Below are 303 nucleotides of genomic sequence, written 5' to 3'. Positions count from 1 at the left end.
GTCGGCCCCGTGCGCGCCCAGGTCCCCGTGGCTTCCCACATAGATGACAAACGCCTTCTCCAGCCGGGCGGTATCCACCTCGTCCGCGCCGAGCAGAACGACGGTCTGGATATCGCCGCTCTCGACTCCGGCCAGGATGTCGCGCGTGGACTTGCCGCCCTCGCCCGGCAGGAAACCGAGATCGAGCGCGCCGACGCGGCTCGCGGCCGTATGCAGCAGGTTGTACCCGTTCCAGTCCGCGCTCACCGCGCCGATCTTGTCGGCCAGCGCGCCGGCCGCGCGCAGGACCTGCGCGCCGTCTTC

The 303-nt window shown here is 71.0% G+C and carries 1 protein-coding gene; it reads right to left on the bottom strand.

What is annotated here, in order from left to right:
• On the bottom strand, nt 1-303 hold a 303-nt coding region (locus tag E5162_RS14610; protein ID WP_338419095.1), incomplete at both ends, for a molybdopterin-dependent oxidoreductase.

The sequence above is a fragment of the Marinicauda pacifica genome, assembly GCF_004793635.1.
GTDB classification, from domain to species: domain Bacteria; phylum Pseudomonadota; class Alphaproteobacteria; order Caulobacterales; family Maricaulaceae; genus Marinicauda; species Marinicauda pacifica.
This window is presented reverse-complemented; position numbering and strand designations above follow the sequence as displayed.